15 protein-coding genes are annotated in these 15048 nt (G+C 72.3%); 1 reads left to right on the forward strand and 14 read right to left on the reverse strand.

What is annotated here, in order from left to right; genetic code table 11:
* Positions 1 to 47 precede the first annotated feature (47 nt).
* From ACYUD3_RS32860 to ACYUD3_RS32915, 12 genes are all read right to left on the reverse strand, one after another.
* Positions 48 to 1274: an MFS transporter gene (locus ACYUD3_RS32860; RefSeq protein WP_470978126.1), complete on the reverse strand. Its 1227-nt coding sequence runs from the start codon at positions 1272 to 1274 to the stop codon at positions 48 to 50.
* Positions 1271 to 2557, reverse strand: coding sequence for an amidohydrolase family protein (locus tag ACYUD3_RS32865; protein WP_470978130.1), 1287 nt, complete (start codon positions 2555 to 2557; stop codon positions 1271 to 1273). Before ACYUD3_RS32865 ends, ACYUD3_RS32860 begins: the two co-directional genes overlap by 4 nt.
* Complete coding sequence (locus ACYUD3_RS32870) at positions 2554 to 3819, reverse strand: ATP-grasp domain-containing protein (RefSeq protein ID WP_470978133.1); 1266 nt, start codon at positions 3817 to 3819, stop codon at positions 2554 to 2556. Before ACYUD3_RS32870 ends, ACYUD3_RS32865 begins: the two co-directional genes overlap by 4 nt.
* Positions 3807 to 4805: a transketolase family protein gene (locus tag ACYUD3_RS32875; protein WP_470978136.1), complete on the reverse strand. Its 999-nt coding sequence runs from the start codon at positions 4803 to 4805 to the stop codon at positions 3807 to 3809. Before ACYUD3_RS32875 ends, ACYUD3_RS32870 begins: the two co-directional genes overlap by 13 nt.
* Entirely contained in the window at positions 4802 to 5620 is an 819-nt protein-coding gene (locus tag ACYUD3_RS32880; protein WP_470978139.1) for a 1-deoxy-D-xylulose-5-phosphate synthase N-terminal domain-containing protein, read from the reverse strand. Before ACYUD3_RS32880 ends, ACYUD3_RS32875 begins: the two co-directional genes overlap by 4 nt.
* Positions 5617 to 7473: a M20/M25/M40 family metallo-hydrolase gene (locus ACYUD3_RS32885; protein WP_470978141.1), complete on the reverse strand. Its 1857-nt coding sequence runs from the start codon at positions 7471 to 7473 to the stop codon at positions 5617 to 5619. The genes ACYUD3_RS32880 and ACYUD3_RS32885 overlap by 4 nt, the downstream gene beginning before the upstream one ends.
* Positions 7470 to 8528 carry an N-acetyl-gamma-glutamyl-phosphate reductase gene (gene argC, locus ACYUD3_RS32890; protein WP_470978144.1) on the reverse strand — a complete coding sequence of 353 codons (1059 nt, stop codon included), beginning with the start codon at positions 8526 to 8528 and terminating at the stop codon, positions 7470 to 7472. The genes ACYUD3_RS32885 and argC overlap by 4 nt, the downstream gene beginning before the upstream one ends.
* A complete protein-coding gene (locus tag ACYUD3_RS32895; protein ID WP_470978146.1) occupies positions 8521 to 9840 on the reverse strand; it encodes a DegT/DnrJ/EryC1/StrS family aminotransferase in 1320 nt (439 codons plus the stop codon). The genes argC and ACYUD3_RS32895 overlap by 8 nt, the downstream gene beginning before the upstream one ends.
* Entirely contained in the window at positions 9837 to 10463 is a 627-nt protein-coding gene (locus tag ACYUD3_RS32900) for a PLP-dependent aminotransferase family protein (RefSeq protein WP_470978148.1), read from the reverse strand. The genes ACYUD3_RS32895 and ACYUD3_RS32900 overlap by 4 nt, the downstream gene beginning before the upstream one ends.
* 20 nt (positions 10464 to 10483) lie before the next feature.
* On the reverse strand, positions 10484 to 11359 hold the full coding sequence (locus ACYUD3_RS32905; RefSeq protein WP_470978151.1) for an ATP-grasp domain-containing protein: 876 nt from the start codon (positions 11357 to 11359) through the stop codon (positions 10484 to 10486).
* Entirely contained in the window at positions 11356 to 11544 is a 189-nt protein-coding gene (locus ACYUD3_RS32910) for a lysine biosynthesis protein LysW (protein ID WP_470978155.1), read from the reverse strand. Before ACYUD3_RS32910 ends, ACYUD3_RS32905 begins: the two co-directional genes overlap by 4 nt.
* A 71-nt stretch (positions 11545 to 11615) precedes the next feature.
* Positions 11616 to 11771: a hypothetical protein gene (locus ACYUD3_RS32915; protein ID WP_470978157.1), complete on the reverse strand. Its 156-nt coding sequence runs from the start codon at positions 11769 to 11771 to the stop codon at positions 11616 to 11618.
* A gap of 137 nt (positions 11772 to 11908) precedes the next feature.
* Here ACYUD3_RS32915 and ACYUD3_RS32920 point away from each other — a divergent pair, with 137 nt between their 5' ends.
* Positions 11909 to 12907, forward strand: coding sequence for a helix-turn-helix transcriptional regulator (locus ACYUD3_RS32920; protein ID WP_470978161.1), 999 nt, complete (start codon positions 11909 to 11911; stop codon positions 12905 to 12907).
* A 68-nt stretch (positions 12908 to 12975) separates the two neighbouring features.
* Here ACYUD3_RS32920 and ACYUD3_RS32925 read toward each other — a convergent pair whose 3' ends face one another.
* Positions 12976 to 13986, reverse strand: a complete 1011-nt coding sequence (locus tag ACYUD3_RS32925; protein WP_470978164.1) for an esterase-like activity of phytase family protein — start codon at positions 13984 to 13986, stop codon at positions 12976 to 12978.
* A 91-nt stretch (positions 13987 to 14077) separates the two neighbouring features.
* Complete coding sequence (locus ACYUD3_RS32930; protein WP_470978166.1) at positions 14078 to 14926, reverse strand: serine hydrolase; 849 nt, start codon at positions 14924 to 14926, stop codon at positions 14078 to 14080.
* Between the last annotated feature and the right edge of the window lie 122 nt (positions 14927 to 15048).

Below are 15048 nucleotides of genomic sequence, written 5' to 3' on the forward strand. Positions count from 1 at the left end.
TTCAGACCTGAGCTGCCGGAAGGGGTCAACGCGGACAGAACCGGATTTCATCCCTCCGCAACAATCCCGGCGACGGCCTGCTCCTCCTCCGGCTCCTTGGCGGTCCGCCCGGACAGGCAGACGAGCCCGCAGCCGGCGGCGACGACGGCGGCGACGTACCAGTTCAGACCGGGTACGCCGAGCGACTGGGACAGGTCGAACAGGACGCCCGCGAGGAGCGAGCCGGCCATGTTCCCGGCGCTGCGGAAGAAGTGCATGGCGCCCATCGCCTTCGCCAGCCGCTCCTCGGGGACCTTGCGCGCGACCCACATGTCGAAGGACGGCACGAAGAGGATGTCGCCGAGGACGACGACGAGGCAGCCCGCGAACACCCAGCCCGCGCCGCGCCCGGCGCCGAACGCGAGGAACGCCAGCGTCATGCCGGCCAGCCCGATCGCCATGACCGTGCCGGGCTCCAGCCGCTTGATGAGCGCCTTGAACAGGGGGTACTGGAGCACCAGCACCACCAGGCCGGTGACCCAGAACGGGGAGGAGGGCGCCCAGCCGGGGACGTACTTCTCCATGTGCAGCGGGATGCCGACGATGAAGCCGATCGACAGGAACCAGAACACGGCCGAGAGCAGGAAGTAGCGGGTCGCGCCGCCCACCTCGATGCCCTTGAAGACGGCGGTGCTGAACAGCGGGGGCTTCGTCCCGTCGGCGGCGGGGGCGGAGGTCGCCGCGAACCCGTCGCGCGGGATGAACGCCGACGACGCCAGGCAGAAGCCGATGAAGATCGCGAAGACGACCGAGAAGAGGGTGCGCAGGTTCAGGCCGACGAAGAGGCCGCCGATCAGCGCGCCGCCGAGCAGGCCGACCTGCGCGGCCATCTGGAACGTGGAGAACGCCTTGGGCCGCTCGTCGTCCGGGTAGGACACGAGGATGTTCTTCAGGCCGGGGAAGGCGGTGCCCGAGCCGAAGCCGATGAACAGGGCGAGGGCGCTGTAGGCCGCGACGCCGCCGACGAAGCCCATCGCGCCGAGCGCGGTCGCCTCCAGCGCCGTACCGGCGAAGACGGCGCCCCGGATGCCGACGCGGGCCGCGAACCCCTCGTAGAAGAAGGTCGCGGCGAGCCGGCCCACGTACGTCATGCACATCACGACGCCGGCCCAGAACCCGCTGTCGGTGCCGCCGAGGGAGGCGACGAAGACGGGGAACCAGATGTAGTTGCCGATGTGGGCGAGGAAGATGCCGGCGTTGACGCCGACGAGCGCCCGCCTGCGTTCGGGGGTCACAGGGATGCCTTTCTGCGGAGTGCGGCGATCGCCCCGGCCACGGCCGGGCGGTCGACGGGGACGCCGTGCACGGCCGTGCGCAGCGGGAGCGCGGTCAGGGGCGCTCCGGGGTCGATGAGGTTGTAGGTGGCGGGCGCGCCGGGGCTGAGCGGGTGCGCGCCGGAGGGGGCGCCGCTCAGCTCGTCGAAGTAGCGCCGGCCGCCGACGGTGGCCTGGCGGCGCAGCGGCTCGTCCAGCGAGGCGTCAAAGCCGCGCAGCAGGCCCAGCTCGCCGAGCAGCGAATAGCCGTGGTAGGCGCCGGTGTTGCCGGAGTCGGTGCCGACGAGCAGGCTGCCGTCGGCGAGCGCGGCGAGCGCGTTGCGCCGCATGTCGCCGAGGGCGGCGGTACGGGTCTCCTGGACGCCGAACTTGACGCCGTAGGGCTGCTCGATGCCGCGTACGAGGTCCAGGTTGGCGGTGTCCTGGGTCTCGGCGAAGCCCTCGCGGGAGTACTCCGCGAGGAACTCGTCGCCGGTCATGACCATCGGGCGCAGTCCCGCGAGGGTCGAGATGAAGCGGGCGCCCTCGAACTCCTTCCAGTCGGCGGCGTCCAGGGTGCGGTCGCGGACGGTGTGGGCGAAGAGGCGGAAGCCGCACTCGTAGGCCCAGCGGGTCTCCTGGAGGGTGTTGCAGTCGATGACGGCGGTGACGCCGCGCTCGGCGGCCAGGCGGGCGGTGAAGCTGAGGACCTCCCGGGAGATCCGGGAGAACTTCACGGGGCTGCCTGGCTGTTCGGTGCCGTCGGTGAACATCACCTTCAGGAACGTGCCGCCGCGTGCCGCGTTGGCGGCCAGCGCGTGGTCGAGGTCGGCCTCGACGGACAGCATGTGCACGGGCGCCGGGAACTCGACGCCGTGCCCGGTGCGCCCGGCGGTGTCGGTCGTCGCGGTGACGGCGTACCCGCAGTGGACGAGTTCGGGGTAGGGCCAGGGCGAGGCGGTGGCGCCCTCGGCCCAGGCGTCGGCGACCAGGGGGAAGCCGAACATGTCCACGACGTGCGTGACCCCGTGGTAGAGGTACTGCAACGCCACGATCTCCGGGGCGTCGGCGGTGTCGTCCCAGTTGGCGGGCAGCGCGACGTGCGCGTGGGTCTCGGTGTAGCCGGGCCACAGCTCGTGCTCGCCGCCCGCGCGCGGGCCCGCCTCGCAAAAGGCGGTGAAGACGCCGTCCTCGGCGGTGACGTCGTAGACGCTCCCGGGGTCGAGGGCGGGGACGGCGACTCCTCGTACGGTGGCCTCGCTCACCGCGCGACCTCCACCTTGAGGCGCAGGCCGATGCGGTCCAGGCCGTCCTCGCAGCGCTTGTTGACCTCGTCGCGGCCGTCGCCGGTGAAGATGACGTGGCCGATCCAGTCGAAGTTGCTGCGCGAGAGGCGGGTGACGGCGACGCCGGGCTTCTTGTAGGCGAGGGCGCTGTGGAAGCCGGGCAGCTCGGCGAGCCCGGCGAAGCCGATCTCCTCGACCGTGCCGGCGACCGGCGAGCCGAACCAGTGCCCGCCCGCGGTGACCTCACCGGGGAACGCCAGCTCGGGCCGCTCGCCGAGGGCCAGCCGGATGACCTCCAGATAGGCGTCGACGCCGGAGCTGAGCTGCATCAGGCTGGGGACGATCCCGCCGACGAGCCGCCCGTTGACCTCGCACAGCACCGGCCCGTCGGGGCCCAGCAGGAACTCGGTGTGGATGAACCCGAAGTCGATGCCCAGCTCTTCGAGGACACGGGACGTCATCGCGAACAGCTCGTCCTGGAGCGGGTGCCCGGAGAAGTAGGTGGCGCCCATCTCGATGAAGTACGGGAAGCCGCTCAGCGGGCGGTCGGTGAGCCCGAGGTTGACGATCTCGCCGGCGCCGAGGACGCAGGACTCGACGGAGATCAGCTCGCCGGTGACGAACTCCTCGATCAGCACGTCCGGGACGCGTACGACGCCGCGCCCGTAGTCGGTGACGGCCGCCAGCTCCGTGAGGTACGCGGCCAGGTCGTCCTCGTCCTTGAGGTGCAGGACGTGCAGGCTCGCGGTGCCGTCGGAGGGCTTCACGACGCAGGGGAAGCCGATCGCGCGGACGGCGGCCTCGATCGCGGCCGGGTCGTCGGTGTCGGCGACGTGCGCGAACCGGGGCTGGCGGATACCGGCCTTGCCGTCCAGGGTGAGCCGGGTGCGGTGCTTGTGCCGGGCGTTGCGGGCGCCCTCGACGCTCATCCCGGGCAGCCCGAGCGCTTCGGCGACGGCGGCCGTGTGCACGGTGTGGTACTCGCTGTACGTCGTCACGCCGTGCACCGGGTTCGCGGCGTGCAGCTCGCGGGCGAGGGCGATCAACTCCTCGACGACGAAGGCGCGTTCACTCTTGACGACGGTGCAGCGCGGGTGCGCGTACGCGGCCTCGGTGAGCGGGGACGCCGCGAGGTAGAAGTCGGGGTCGGCGGAGATCAGGGTGACGTCGTGGCCCAGTTCCAGGGCGTTGGCGATACCGGCGACACCGTTGGGGTTGCATTCGATCATCAGGACGTGCATGACAGGCTCCTCGGCTGGGTGGGGGTGGACTGCGGCGCGGCGTTCTCCAACGCCTTGAGGACGGCGGGGAGTTCGAGGCCGAGCCCGGCCATGACCTCCGCGTGGTCGCCGCCGTACGACGGCCAGCTGCGGTCGGCGGCGACCGAGACGACCTCGCGGCGGGGCAGCAGGAGGGCCAGCGCCTCGGCCGTGCCGCCTTGCGTGCGGTGTTCCTCGACGACGACGAACGTGCGGTGCCGGCGCGCGAGTCGGGGCGCCGCCTCGGCCAGGTGCTCGTGGTCGGCGTACACCAGGTGGGCGTGGGCGGTGCCAGGACGCTGGGCGCGGGCCTCGGTGGCGAGGCGGGTGCCCTCCTCGCCGACCGAGACCAGGCAGACGTCGCCGTCCGCCGACTCCCAGTTGACGAGCGGGAGTTGGTCCGCGCCGGGGAGGGAGGCGTAGCGGGCGTTGCGGCCGGTGCGGATGTAGTGCGGGCGCCCGGAGCGGACCGCCTCGCGGATCACCGCGCGCATCTCCGCCTCGCCGTGCGGCGCGGCGATGACCACGCCGGGTACGGCCCGCAGGACCGCCAGGTCCTCCAGGCAGTGGTGGGTGGTGCCGAACCAGGCGCCGGAGACTCCGGCGTAGGGGGCGACGACCGTGACGCCGGCGCCCAGGTAGCCCAGGGTCAGCTTCAGGCTCTCCGCCGCGCGCAGGGCGGCGAAGGGGGCGAAGGTGCTGACGAACGGCTTGTACCCGCCGGCCGCGAGCCCCGCCGCCATGTCGACCATCGCGCCCTCGGCGATCCCGAGGTTGAAGAAGCGGTCCGGATGGGCGAGTTGGAAGGGGTGGCCTTTGCCGCCGAGGTCGGCTTCGAGGCAGACGATCGCGCTGTCATCGGCGGCGAGGAGCGCGAGTTCGTCGCGGTAGGCGTCGCGGCCGGAGAGGGGCTGAGGAGGCGGGGCGGCTTCCTGGCCGGTGCCCTGTGGGGCCTGTGCGGTGGTCATCGTATGACTCGCTTCCACTTGGCCGCCCGTGCCGCGTCGATCGTCACGTAGTGGGAGGCCGCCTTGCCCTCGACGGCCGGAACTCCCTTGCCCTTGACGGTCGTCGCCAGGACCGCCAGCGGGCGGCCGGTGGCGGGGCGGCCGGCGGTGAACAGGGCGGTGAGGGCGGCCAGGTCGTGGCCGTCGGTCTCGGCGGCCTCGAAGCCGAACGCCCGGAAGCGGTCGGCGAGCCCCGGCAGCGGGGAGATGTCGGCGACCATCCCGTCGTTCTGCCCGCCGTTGACGTCGACGACCAGCACGAACCGGCCCAGCTGCTGCGCGGCGGCGACCTGGCAGGTCTCCCAGACCAGGCCCTCCTGGAGCTCGCCGTCCCCGGCGACCGCGATCCCGAGGCCGGACTCGCCGCGCAGCCGCCGGGCCAGCGCCCAGCCGGCCGCGTAGGGGACGCCGTGCCCGAGGCTGCCGGTGGGGAAGCGGACGCCGGGAACCTTCGGCCCGGGGTGTCCGGTGAACGGTTCGCCGGCGAGGCCGTAGCGGGGCGCCGGGTTCTCCGGCAGGACCCCGCTGACGTGCAGCGCGGCGTACAGTCCGGCCGCCGCGTGGCCTTTGCTGAGCACCACTTCGGTGCCGTCCCCGGCCGCCGCCCGGTGCAGGGCGGCGATCAGGATGTCCAGCACGGAGAGGCTGCCGCCGAGATGGCAGCCGCGCGGACTGGCCGCCATGTCGACGACGAGCCGGCGGGCCTCGACGGCACGCAGGGCCAGCATGTCCGCGACCTCTGCGATCTCAACCTCACGTACGTCGGTGACGCTCACGTCCGGCTCCCTTCCGGCAGCGCCAGCCACCGGTTCACGGCGTCCGCGAGCAGCGAGCGCGCGGTGCGGTACTCCATCGCCCCGATGCGCTCCTCGTCGGTGTGGTCGAGGGCGGAGTCACCGGGTCCGTAGGCGACCATCGGCACCCCGCGCCAGCTCGTGGCCAGCGTGTTCATGTCGGAGGTGCCTTTCTTCACGACGAACCGGGGCCGCACCCCGACGTCCGCGAAGGCCCGTGTGAAGGACTTCACGAGCGGTCCGGTCCGGCCGCCCGCGTACCCGGGGGTGGCGCGCAGCACGTCGATCGAGACGTCGTCGGACACATGGGCGAGGGCGGCGGCGCGCAGGGCGTCGAGGTCGGCGCCCGGCGGCACCCGGAAGTTGAGGATGCCGGTGGCCAGGCCCTGTTCGCGGCCGGTCGCGCAGGAGACGTCGATGACGGCGCTGAGCGCGTCCGGCGCCTGGGCGAGGACGTCCGCGCGGATCCCGGCGAGCGCCTCGATGAGCCGGTCGGGCGCGGAGACGGCGGCCATGCCCGCCGAGTGCCCGGCCGGCACGGACGCGGTGACCCTCAGCTTGAACAGCCCGAAGTACCCGAGCGTGAGGGTCTGCGCGCCGCTGGGCTCGCCGATGACGACGGCGTCGGCCGGGTAGTGGTCGCGGGCGTAGAAGGCGCCCTTGGAGGAGGAGATCTCCTCCTCGACCGCGCCGACGACCATGACCTGCCCGTCCTCGGGGATGTCGGCGTGCGCCAGCACCTCGAGGAACGCGGCGAGGCAGCCCTTGGCGTCGACGCTGCCGCGCCCCCACAGCTCGCCGTCGCGCCACTCGGTGGGCCACACGTGCGGGACGGTGTCGAGGTGCCCCATGAGCAGCAGCCGGCGCGGGCCCCGGCCCCGGCTCGCGACGAGGTTGCCGGCCGGGTCGACGTGCGCGTCCATGCCGCGCTCGCGGCACCACTCGGCGAGGAACGCGGCGAGTTCGGCCTCGTCCCCGGAGACCGAGGGCACGCCGACCACGCGGGTCAGCAGGGTGAGGTCGGCGGCGGGCTCGCGGGTGCGCCAGAAGCGGGTCCAGCCGGTCGGCTCGTCCATGGTGTGCGGGCCGGTGATCGCGACGTCCGCGCTGCCCTCCAGGGCGAGTTCGGCGGCGCGGACCTTCTGCCGCATCCGCCCGCCGGCGTAGCGCGCCGCGTCGCCCAGGCAGGCGTCGGTGAGCGTCGAGCCCGGGTCGTCGGGGTCGGTGAGCAGGCCCCGGGTGCCGGTGACGAGGCGGACGTGGTCGGCGTGCAGGGCGTTGGCGAGGGCCGCCGCGAGGACGTCGGCGTCGACGTTCAGCGGCGCCCCGCCGGCCGCGTCGGCGACCGGCGGCGCGAGGCAGACGACGTCGTAGGCGTCCAGCAGCGCGGCCAGCCGGACGGTGTCCACGTCGGCGGGGACCCCCGCGCGGTGGTCGCGCACGACGAGGGCGCGGCCGGCCGGGGACACCGCCTTCAGCGGCCGGTTGGCGCGCCCGGTGACGAGCGAACCCCGGGCGGCGACGGCGGTGAAGACGCTCAACTCGTGGAGTTTCAGGCCCTCTTCGACGGCCGGCAGGGTGACCTGCTGGTAGGCGTCGACGAGGTGGGCCATCTCCTGCGGCGGGCAGTAGCGCACCGAGTCCCCGTTGGCCAGGCGCAGTTGGGGCATCGGGCGGCCGATCGCCTGGTAGTGGCGCTCGATCCCGGTGGCTCCCCCGGCGACCAGCAGGACGCGGGCGCCGCGTCCGGCGAGGTCGGCGATCTCCTTGAACACGGTCTCCCGGTCGAGGGTCGCGCTGCCCGCCTTGATCACGTACAGCGGCCGGGCGCTCATGGCGACACCGCCGTGCTCGGCAGCCCGGCCGACTCGTCGAACCCGCAGATCAGGTTCATCGCCTGGACGGCCTGCCCGGCGGCGCCCTTGACGAGGTTGTCGAGGGCGGCGACGGTGACGCACTGCCCGTCGCGGACGGCGACGGCGACCTCGGCGACGTTGGAGCCGACGACGGCCTTCAGCATCGGGAAGTCCTGCGGCGCCTTCGGCGCGGGCCGCACCCGCACGAACGGCTTGCCGACGTAACTCTTGGCGTAGGCCCGCTTGACGTCCAACGCCGTGACACCGTCGCGGAGTTCGGAGTACGCGGTGACGAGGATGCCGCGCGGGACGTCCAGGCTGTGGGTGGAGAAGCGCAGGTTCACCGCCGCGCCGGTGAGGTCGGCGAGGGCCTGGCGGATCTCCGGGGCGTGCCGGTGGCCGTAGAGCTTGTGCACCCGGAAGTTGCCGGAGCGCTCGGCCGGGGGCTCGCCGCTGTCCCGGCCGCCGCCGGTGGAGCCGGTCTTGGCGTCGACGACGATCCCGTCGGTCACCAACTGCCCCTGCGCGAACAGCGGGTGGAGGGCGTAGATGGTGGTGACGGCCATGCAGCCGGGCAGGCTGACGAACCGGCCCGACGGCACTTCCGCGCTCAACTCGGGGATGTAGTAGGTGAATTCGTCCGGCGGCGGGTGTTCGGCGGTCTTCGGGTAGTGGCTGCGGACCTCGGCCGCGTCGCGCAGCCGGTAGTCGCCGCCCAGGTTGAGGACCCGCTTGGCGTGCGCGGCGATCAGTTCGAGCCGCTCGGGCAGCGCGCCGGTCGGCAGACAGGTGAACGCCACGTCCACCGGCTCCAGTTGGCCCAGTTCGGCGAGGGGCCGCAGCTTCAGCGCCGCCGCCCGGGGGTGGTTGCGCAGCCAGGGGTGGACGGCGCCGACGGACTGCCCGGCGGCGCGCTCGGCGGAGAGGAACGCCAGCTCCACGCAGGGGTGTTCGAGCAGGAGGCGGATCACCTCACCGCCGGTGTACCCGCTCGCGCCGATCACGGCGACCCGGATGCGGTACGGCTCAGCCAAGGCGGGCCGCCTTCTCGTACGGCCGCCGGTAGTCGCGCTCCTGGACCAGTTTGCGGATCGCGTCGGGGCGGCGGGCGACCTTGCGGAACGCGTCGGCGTACCTGATGATCCGCTCGTACTCGACGGGCGAGCGCAGTTCGCGGCAGAGGACCAGCGTGGAGTCGAGCATGCCGAGCGTGACGGGGAAGTCCTGCGGGGCGTGGTCGCGCACGGCGCCGGGGTTGAGACTGAACGGGTAGCCGCCCCCGAACCCGTCGCGGCGGCGGAACGGCAGGTGGCAGGGGATCGGCGTGTTCTGCCACTCGCGGGCCGGTACGCCCTCGGCGACGAGGAGTTCGTGCACGGCCTCCTTGACGGCGAACACCGGCAGGTCGTCGAGTCCGACGGCCTGCGGGTGGAGGGTCGTGCGGTACATGTTGTACGCGTGGACGTGGCCCTCGGGGACCTGCGGCGGGGTGAACAGGCCGGTGCCGTCGAGGACTTCGCCGAGCAGCGCGGCGTTGCGGGCGCGGATCTCGTCGTAGTACGGCAGCCGCTTGAGCTGGCTCGCGCCGAACGCGGCGGCGATCCAGGACATGCCGTAGTCGATGCCGTGCTCGGCGAGGTAGGCGACGGCGCGGTCGTAGGACTCCTGCCGGGCGAAGAAGGCGATGCCGCCCTCGCCGCCGAGCGGGAAGTTCTTGTCGGCCATCAGGCTCTGCCCGGCCGCGTCGCCGAAGGACCCGGCGACCTGGCCGCCGATCTTCGCGGAGTGCGCGTGCGAGGCGTCCTCGACGAGGGCGATCCCCCGCGCGTCGGCCAGCGCCCGCAACTGCGGTACGTCGGCGGGCAGTCCGTGGACGTGGACCGGCATGAGCGCACGGGTGCGGCCGGTGATCGCGGCTGCCGCGGCGGCCGGGTCCATGCAGTACGTCACCGGGTCGATGTCGACGAACACGGGGATCGCGTGCGCGGCGACGACGGCCTGGGCGGTGGCGATGAACGTGAAGGCAGGGACGATGACTTCGTCGCCCGGTCGCACCCCCGCGCCGACCAGAGCCAGGTGGAGACTGGACGTGCCGCTCGCGGTGGGCAGCGCGAACTCGGCGCCCACATACGCCCGGTAGGCCTCCGCGAAGTCCGCGACGACCTTCTGCGGCGCCTGGCGCGCGGCCAGCATCAGGTTGAAGACGTCTTCCTTCGTGATGACCGGGAAGAGCGTGCGGCGCAGCGCCTTGGGGATGATCTCGGCGCCGCCGAGCGCGGCGAGTTCGGCGTCCACGTCGGCCGGGTCGGGCAGCGGCAGCGGGGCCGCGGGGAAGTCGGTGATCACTGGTGCGCTCCCGAGGTGGCGGCCGGCCGGGCCGCCTGGGTCAGGGCCATCCGCACACAGGCGGCGACCAGCGGGCTGAGCCGGTAGTTGAACTGCACGCCGGGCACGAGCTGTTCGTCGGCCTCTTCCTGCGTCCACATGGTCCGCAGGTCGTAGGCGCCGAAGATCTTCAGCCGCTCGGCGCGCGCCCACAGCCGCTCGTCGTCGGTGAGGACGGCGGCGGCCGGACCGAAGCCGAGCCCGGTGAGGTCGACGACGAGCGCGGGGGCGGTGGAGGTGAACTCGCCCAGCGTGTACGCGTTCTCGGCGTCGAGGGCGAGGAAGTCGTACGGCTTCGGGGCGCCCGCGTCGGTGACGGTGACGCCGAGCCAGCCGAGGAAGGCGGCGGTCTCGGGCGTGACGTCGGGCAGGCTGACGGCGCTGCCGTGGCCGATGCCCTGGCCGGCGAGGGCGGCGTGCAGGGCGCCGGTGCGGCTGTTGAGGAGGACGGCCTTGGCGCGGCCGGTCTTCTTGGTCAGCAGGCGTTCCAGACCGGGCAGTTCCCGGTCGCTCTTCTCGATGCTCATGACCACGCCCGAGGTGAGGACGCGGGTGAGCACCGTCGCGGTGTCGAACAGTTCCATGACGGTGGGTGGTCTCCGGTTCAGGCGGCTACGGGTGTCGTCGTGAGCTGCTCGGCGACGTGGTCGGCGAGCAGCCCGGCCACGTCCACGCCGTGCTGCGCGGAGGACTTGGCGAACTCCGGGTTGGCGTTGGTCTCCAGGACGAGCAGCTGCCCCGCGGCCCGGTCCTCGACCAGGTCGACGCCGTAGAAGCCGGGCCCGAGGAGGTCGGTGACCTGGGCGCACAACTTCTCGATCTCCGCGGTCAGTTCGACCCTGCGGACGGTGGCCCCGAGGTGCGTGTTGGTGCGGAAGTCGTCGGAGGCGCGCTCGATGGCGACGACCGGGGTGCGGCCGACGACGACCACGCGCAGGTCGTGGCCGGGCTTGTCGACGTATTCCTGGACGACGACGGGGAACAGCTTCCCGCCCGCGTCGGCGGACTCCCGGCCGCCGGCCCAGGCCTCGACGCACTCGGCGTTGGCCATCTTGGTGACCCCGCGCCCCCAGGAGCCGCTGACCGGCTTCACGACGGCCGGCAGCCCGAGCGCGAACACGCTCTCGCGGACCTGGTCGTAGCTGTAGGCGTGCCGGGTCACCGGGTGCGGGATGCCGTGCCGGGCGTAGAGCAGGGCCTGAAGGCCCTTGTCGTTGCAGGTCTCGATGACGGACGCGCGGTTGAGGGTGGTGACCCCGGCGTGTTCGAGGCGCCGGGCGACGCCGATCGCGTCGCGGTGGGAGAGGTTGCGGATCAGGGCGAGGGCGGGCGGGGCGCTGTCGCCCGCGACCACCCCGGCCAGGTCCTCCGTCAGCAGCGGGCTGGCGTCCAGGCCCCGGTCACGCAGCGCCCCGAGGAGGAGTTTCTCCTCGGGGCGGAGCATGGTGACCGAGAGCAGGACCCGGTCGGCGGAAGTCACTCGCCCCAGTCCTCCTCGACCTCGGGAGCGAGGTCAAGACGCGTTTCGGCGTCGGTCTTCACCACGACCTCGTGCTCCTGCCCGCAGGCGCCGCACTCGGTGATCTCGCCCTTTTCCCAGTCGGCCTGCACCTCGAATTCGGTGTCACAGACGAGGCACTTGGGAGCCGCTACGGCAAGGGTCATCGAAAAGCACTCCTTAAATTCACGTAAAGATTCTTGACGAGCCGACAGAAATACCCGGGGTAACGGGGATTTCAGCCCCAGCGGTCGTCGTCCGGGACGGACGCGGTGGCCGCGCCGGTCGGCGCGGGGTGGGCGACGGCCGTGGCGGCGCCGGAGTAGGCGACGGAGGCCACGGCGAGAGCGGCGAACACTCTGGCGACCCGGCGGATCAATACGACGCGCTTCATTTTTTCCCCCTGTTTGTTCCGGGCAGTTTTCGAGGTCCTGCCCGCACGACCAAAGACTGCCCGTACAGGGATGCTTGCCGAAAGACACGACGGGGTTCATGATCGTGCGTTGCAGAAGTCAGAAGGGGGATGACGATATGTGTGGCAAAACAGACATAAGCAGAGTCGAGCTACCCGCCGAACTCTGCTCCGCCGGAATCGCGTTCTACCAGAACGCCGTCCGGCACGGCCGCGCCCTGCGGGACGGGGCCCCGGACTGTCTGGCGTCGCTCGGGCTGCTCACGCCGGCCGTGGACGACCCGCACGCGCTGGTGCCGGTGCCGCCCGAGACCGCGCTGGTGACCCTGACCAGGCCGCTGGAGGAGCGCATCCTGGACCAGCAGCGCGCCATGGCCGCCGCCCGCGCCACGATGGCCCAGGTGGAGAGCGTCTACCGGGACCTGCGGGAGCGCGACGGCGGCTCGGTGCAGCGGCTGACCGGGGAGGCCGTCATCACCGCCGCGATCGACGACGCCGTGCGCGGCGCGCGGACCGAGGCGCTCTCCGCGCACCCGGGCGGCGGCCGGCCCCAGTACCTGCTCGCCCAGGCCCTCCCGCTGGCCCTGGAGGCCCGTGAGCGCGGGGTGCGCCAGCGCCGGCTCTACCAGCACACCGTGCGCACCCACGGGCCGACCCTGGAGTACATCAAGGCGGTCACGGAGGTCGGCGTCGGCGTCCGCACCGTCGACGAGGTCTTCGACCGGCTGCTCATCTACGACCGGTCGGTCGCGTTCATCCCCGACGTGGAGAAGGAGCACCGCGATCACGCGCTGCGGGTGACCGACCCCGGTGTCGTCCACTTCCTCGTGTCGGTCTTCGAGCACACCTGGGAGCGGGCGCAGCCGGTCGTCTACGCCGAGGACCACCACCGCCCGCAGCTGCTCACCGATGAGACACGTCTACGCGTGTTGCGCCTGATGGTCGACGGCTACACCGACGCGGCCATCGCCGGCCGGCTCGGCATGAGCACCCGCAGCGTCGCCAGCCACCTGAAGAAGGTCTCGGACCTCCTGGGCAGCAACAGCAGGGCCCAGCTGGCGTATCTGACGGCGCAGAGCGGGCTGCTGGACGGGGCGCAGGAGGGGACGGCGGGGTGAGCGGGGGGGCGGCGGCGGGGAGGTGAGCGGGGGCGGCTGACCCTTTGCGGATCAGCCGCCCCCTCAGGTCAACCGACCCGCACCCGCAGGAAGGAGAACCGCGTCGTCTGTACAGGGTTCTCGTTGTCGTCGCTGACCAGCGTCACCCGCAGCCGGTCCCCGGCCCGCCCCTCGACCGCCATCCCCTCGATGTTGTCGAGCAGCGGATTGGGCTGGGGCTGCTTGGCGGTGGCGCCCAGCGAGGGGCAGGCGGCGAGGTCGGCGAGGAGCGTCTTGGTGACCGTCCGCACCCCCGCCTGGCCGGTCAGGTACTCCACCCCGCCGGTGTCGCTCGCGCGGCGCGGGTCGGCGAGGTAGAGGCGGACGGTGTTGCCGACGTTCGCGGTGTACCCGCGTTCCAGGACGAGCAGCCGCCCGTCGGGCAGGGCCTGCACCTCGGGGACGCCGAGTCCGGTGTCCGCGCGGTAGGCGTACTGCGCGGCGAGGGCGTACGTCCCGCCGCTCTGCCGCTTCCAGGTCTGGAAACGGACCGCGTTGTCACCGGCCAGCGGGTACTCCATCGCCGCGAGCAGCCGGCGGCCCCCGTCGAAGAGGGTCAGCCCCTCGAACGTGCCGTTGGAGACGGCCCGCCCGGCGGGGGCGACGCGCAGGTAGTCAGGGACGGGGAGGCGGCCCAGGAGCCGGCCGTCGGGGCTGTAACGCCGTACCGAGGGCTCGATCTCGGAGGTGATCAGGCGGGTGCCGTCGCGTTCGATGGCGAGGCCCTCGGAGTCGAGGGCGGCGCCGGACTCGTCGGCGAGCGGAACTACCTTGCGGGGCTGGAGAGTTCGCCGGTCGAGGGAGAAGAGCGCGGAGCGGTCGGACAGGGCGGCGAGGGTGCCGTCCCTGTCCGCCGCCAGCGCCGAGAAGTTCCCGACGGGCGTCGCGTCGTACGTCGTCTTGTCCAGCGAGTCGGTGAAGCCGTCGAGGGACACGGCCGGTGAACAGGCGTGGTCCGTGGGCGGGTTGGCGGTGGCCGGGGACGCGGCGGTCAGGGAGGCCGCGGCCACCGCGGTGGCGAGGGCGATTCTCAGGCGCATACGCGCCACGGTAGAGCCGCCAGGTGTCCCCCGGCCCAACTCCTTCAGGACGCTTCGGGATCAGGGCACTTGGACCTCAAGGCCCTTGGGATCAGGACGCCTTGAGATCGGCGTGGACGACCTTGGCGATGGCCTGGATCGTCGCGATGCCGTAGTTCATGGTGGCGTTGCCGTGCGTGAGGACCGTCATCGTGTAGTCGTGGCCGCCGCCGGTGAACGTGCCGACGCTGTGCACGCGCCAGCCGTTGGTCGCCCGCTGGAGCCAACCGTTCTTGACGCGGACGGCGACACCGCTCGGGACGCCGTACGGAGTGCCCCAGCGCTGGCCCGAAATGACCTTGCTCATCAGGTCGTTGACGTAGGCGCGGGAGGCGTCGGTGAGGACGGTGTTCTTCGCGGCGAGGAGCTTCAGCAGCTTCTGCTCGTCGGTGACGGTGATCTGGGTGAGGCCCCAGTAGCCGTTCGCGCCGGGCTTGGTCTGCGTCATCGCGGCGGCCTTGAGGAAGGCGTTCACCTTGGCCGTGCCGAGCTGCTTCCACAGGGTGGTGGTGGAGGCGTTGTCCGACTTGGTGATCATCGCGGTGGCGAGGGACTTCTCGCGGGCGGTGAGGGCCCGGCTCGTCTTCTGCGCGTCCCACAGGAGGGTGGACAGGACGGTCACCTTCACGACGCTCGCCGAGTCGTAGGCGGATCCGGCGCGCAGGGTGCAGGTGGTGCTGGTGGTGCGGTCGTAGACACCGACGGCGACCGTGCCCTTGCGGGTGCCTATCGCGGTGGTGATGTCCTTCTTCAGCTTCGTCGCGAGGGCCGCCTTGGCCGAGGTGCAGGTGACGGCGGGGGCGGCGGCGGAGGCCGGGGCCGCGGCGACCCCGGTGATGAGGAAGCCGGTGCCGAGGGCGGTGGCCACGAGGGCCCGGCGTCTCGAACGGGTGAATGTCATACCGGAGATGACTCATCAGTTCGAGGGAATGGTTGTGCGTTCGACCGGCAACGGTTGGGCAACGGTTGGACGGCGCGTTACCCCGCCCTTTGCGTTTTCACAGCGGACGGCCAGCTTCGGCA

Source organism: Streptomyces sp. AMJ-169, assembly GCF_055597585.1.